Origin of the sequence: Desulfonatronospira sp. (assembly GCA_003563255.1) — a bacterium.
In the GTDB taxonomy this organism is placed as follows: Bacteria; Desulfobacterota; Desulfovibrionia; order Desulfovibrionales; family Desulfonatronovibrionaceae; genus Desulfonatronospira.
Map to the genome: position 1 here is coordinate 1 of PWSL01000234.1, position 3667 is coordinate 3667.

General features: G+C 54.7%; 3 protein-coding genes and 1 pseudogene. All 4 read right to left on the reverse strand.

Going from position 1 to position 3667, the window contains the following annotated elements; genetic code table 11:
• Nucleotides 1-639: ATP-binding protein (locus QZP87_RS06825; protein WP_291322169.1), on the reverse strand; the 639-nt coding region annotated here is incomplete at its 3' end.
• Between the two features lie 119 nt (nucleotides 640-758).
• Nucleotides 759-1088 carry an ATP-binding protein gene (locus QZP87_RS06830; RefSeq protein WP_291322171.1) on the reverse strand — a complete coding sequence of 110 codons (330 nt, stop codon included), beginning with the start codon at nucleotides 1086-1088 and terminating at the stop codon, nucleotides 759-761.
• Nucleotides 1089-1093: 5 nt separating this feature from the next.
• Nucleotides 1094-1387, reverse strand: a pseudogene (locus QZP87_RS06835) (hypothetical protein); the annotation flags it as partial.
• 1076 nt (nucleotides 1388-2463) lie between these two features.
• The gene (gene ltrA, locus QZP87_RS06840; protein WP_291322172.1) at nucleotides 2464-3645 is read right to left on the reverse strand and encodes a group II intron reverse transcriptase/maturase; all 1182 of its coding nucleotides are present in this window, start codon (nucleotides 3643-3645) and stop codon (nucleotides 2464-2466) included.
• Nucleotides 3646-3667: the final 22 nt, after the last annotated feature.

The following is a 3667-nucleotide window of genomic DNA, read 5'->3' on the forward strand; positions in this document are numbered from 1 at the left end:
CATGCGCAGGGACTTGGCCGTGATGTTGAAGGCGCTGCCCCCGGTGATCACCTCTTCCCCTTGGCCATGCATGCGATAATCGCGCACGTCCCGCACCCCGCAGAGAATCACGCTCTGAGGAAAGGCCGCGGGCCGCTGGGCGTATCCGGCCCGGATTTGCCGCAGCAGGGAGATCAACGTGTCGCCCACCAGGGCGTCCACCTCGTCCAGAAGAAGCACAACGGGCCTGTCCGAGATACGGGACCAATGCTCCAGCATTTGTTTGAGAAGATCGTTGCTCGGCTGGTTCCGGCCCGTGGTGTTCAGCCAGGCAAAGACCTCGGGCTGGTCCAGATACAGGCGGATGGACCCGGCAATGGCGCTGCACACCGTCGGAATGCCCTTGGTCTCGTCACCCCGGGCCGCCTGGGCACCTTCGATGTTCGCGTAGGCGCAAGCAAACCGACCCTCGGCGTTCAGCTCGGCCATGATGGCGAAAAGCGTACTCGTCTTGCCGGTCTGGCGCGGGGCGTGGAGCACGAAATAGCGCTCCGAGCGGATCAGGTGGAGAACTTCCTCCCAGTCCATGCGGTGCAAAGGCGGGATGTTGTAGTGGTGTTCGGTCTTGATCGGCCCGGAGGTGTTGAAGAATTTTTCCATGTTGGCTCCTTGGCGTTCTTTTGTCTGCCGAAGCAGGCAGATGCCGGATGTTCCGTGGAGTTTGCCCCGGGACGCGGTCACAGCCTGCGCTGGTGCGGGCGGCCATGCCGCTTCGTCAGTCACTTGTTCGGGTTGGTCGGCAGAAACACGCGGATGGTCGTCTGTCCCGGCGTACCCGTGTCCAGCTCGATGTCTCCGCCCAGGGCCCTGGCCGCGAGCCTTGCTGAATAGGTCCCCAGGCCGGTTCCCCCAGACTTGTCCTGGGTTACGTATTTATCAAAAAAATGTTTCCGGATGTTTTCCGGCACTTCCCCCTTGTTTTCCAGGCTGATGCACGTGGTTGCCCCGGCAGCGACGCGGATGAAGACCGTCTGACCCGGCGGAGACGCTTCCAGGGCGTTCTTGTAAAGGTTTTCGAAGATGGAGCGGCAGAGCAGGCCTTGGGTCATGATCGTCACGCTGTCTTCCGGTCCCGGGGGCGTCCGTCCATGAGGATGCATGACGAAACCTCCAATTGTCCAGCCAGATGTCCCATCCCGGAAATCATGTCCCAGAGTTCCGCCAGGATGTCCACGGTTTCGAATCGCGGGGCGTAATCGCCGTATTCAATTTTCAAAAGGGTCAAGGATATGTTGATCATGTCCAGCATGCGCCAGCCTTTCTCCTTGATGAGCCGGAGGATTTCACGCTGTTTTTCCGTGAGATTGTCGTCAATAAGCAGGACTTCGGGCAGTCCGGTAATGGCCGAAAGGGGGGGCCTTGAGGTCGGTGATAAGAAATCGCTTTTTCCGGCCCGGGAGCATTACGCGTTTCTGACAACTGAAAAAAATGATGTGCTTGTCACAACTTTTTTGTGGTTAGAAGCGGTTTATCATGGCTTGGCACGGCTTCCTGCCCGGAGGCTTACAGCCCGGAGGGGGACTGTCCCTGGCTTCGGGACTGTCCCCTATCTGGTTGTCAGAAACGCGTGATGCTCCCTTCCGGCCCTGGCAAAAAACGGGGCATCAGCAACAACCCCGCGCAACTTGCCACTCAAAAACCGATAATTGTCGTTGATAATAGCTGCCGGTCAGCTTGTCAACGACAATATTGGGCGCCAAAACAGCCTGATTCCGGAAAACACTCACATTTTGCGCCGATGACCGGCGAAAGGGCATGTACCACCATATCCGCCTGCCTTTTCACAAAAAACAGACCCGGCCTAAACCATGACCAATGGCTCTTCATACTCATCATAATCCTCATACTGCGGCCAGCCATCGTCGAACGGTTCATATCGCCTTTCTTGGTCAAGCGCCGGCGGGGCGCGGCTGGCCGGCGCCGACGGCTTTGGCTTCTTGCCCGTCCATAATCTCGTAAATCCGGGGTCGGACCTAGTCAAGTCATTGAATAGTTTAAGAAAATCCCCCAAAAAAAGCCCTGATTTTGGCCTTAGAACAGCCATTTTGATATCAAAATGGCTGTTCTAAGGCTGTAGCTGTCCTGAACGATGAGGATGCTGCCAGTTATCAGGCTGTTGAAAATCACCCCATACATAAGGGACATTGTTAACATTCTAAGGCGGACCATGCCCGCAACCCAAGAGATAAAGAAGCCCTAACCGCCCGTTCGAAGACTCACTCAAGACGGTAGAGTAGAGCACTAATGAAAGGAATCAACCAGGACTTTTACAGACGCCTCATCGCACGCGACTACTACGTGTCAACTGAGAAGCATTCTTCCATTAGTGCCCCCTCGTCGAACCGTACGTGCGGTTTTCCCGCATACGGCTCTCCCGAAGACTGTCACCAAAGGCACACACAGGGGACCATGCGACTTGGACTTTTAAAGGTAAATCAACCCGAGTTTCTTCAGGTGATTATAGTAAGTCTCCCCTTCCGGCAGCCGAAAGGGCCGCTGGCTCCTTCGTCCCAAATGGACTATCATCCGATTGCGCACAAAGTGGTTTATTTCTCGGAATGCCTTGCGGGGATAACCCAGCTTAAAGTAATTGCTCCAGCCCCCAAGATGCCTGTTTATCCACTGGATAAGCTCAGGTACAGGAACATGGCAACATCTGAAGCCGGTCATCTTGCGCAGACACTCCTTTTCTCTGCTCAGACTCTTCTTGGACGGGAACAGGTTCAGATACCTGTGGGACCCTCCTTTCAGGTCTTTATCAAATCTGAAAGTAAAGCCCAGGAAGTCCAGGCTCTCCCCTTCATGACGCAGGTCAGTGACCCGGGTCTTTTCGCGGCTGATTTCCAGACCCATCCAGGTTTCTATCTTCCCAGTTATCCAGTTCTGGAGACTGATGCCCTGGTATCTGGCAAGGATAACAAAATCATCCGCGTACCTCACCAGCCTGGCATTGGCCCAGGTAGCTGGACCATTGGGCTGATAGAATACCTTATCGAACCAATGCAGGTAAAGATTGGCCAGCAAGGGAGAGATTACACCACCTTGAGGTGTTCCCTGGGTACTTGGTCTCTTAACGCCTTTCTTGCCCTCTTCCTGTGGAGGTTCTACAACTGGTGCTTCCAGCCACATCCGGATCAATGTCAATACAGACTTGTCAGCGATGCGCATCCGCACGCAGGCCATAAGCTTGTCATGCGGGATGGAATCAAAGTACCCTTTCAAGTCTGCATCATAAACCGCTGTAAAGCCCTGCAGAAGATGTCCTCTGATTTCTTCCAGCGCCTGATGCGCCGAGCGTCCAGGCCTGAATCCATAAGAGCAGTCTTCAAAATCGGCCTCAAAGATAGGTTCCAGCATAAGCAAGGCAGCCATTTGAACCACCCTGTCACGAACCGTAGGTATTCCGAGAGGCCGTTGCTTCCCATTGGCTTTGGGAATATAAACCCTTCGTACGGGCTGAGGACGGTAGGTTCTGGCGCGCAAGTCTTCTTGGATTTCATCCACAAAAGCCTGAGGACCTCCTTGGGATTTATCGATAGACTCAATGCTGACCCCATCTACTCCCGCAGCACCCTTATTTGCACGTACCAGTTTCCAAGCCGTCATCAGCGTATCGGACCGAAATATC

What these genes read in the sequence shown, in the direction of transcription:
- QZP87_RS06830 (WP_291322171.1), bottom strand. Translation starts at nt 1,088, where the DNA reads ATGACCCAAGGCCTGCTCTGCCGCTCCATCTTCGAAAACCTTTACAAG.
- ltrA (WP_291322172.1), bottom strand. Translation starts at nt 3,645, where the DNA reads ATGACGGCTTGGAAACTGGTACGTGCAAATAAGGGTGCTGCGGGAGTA.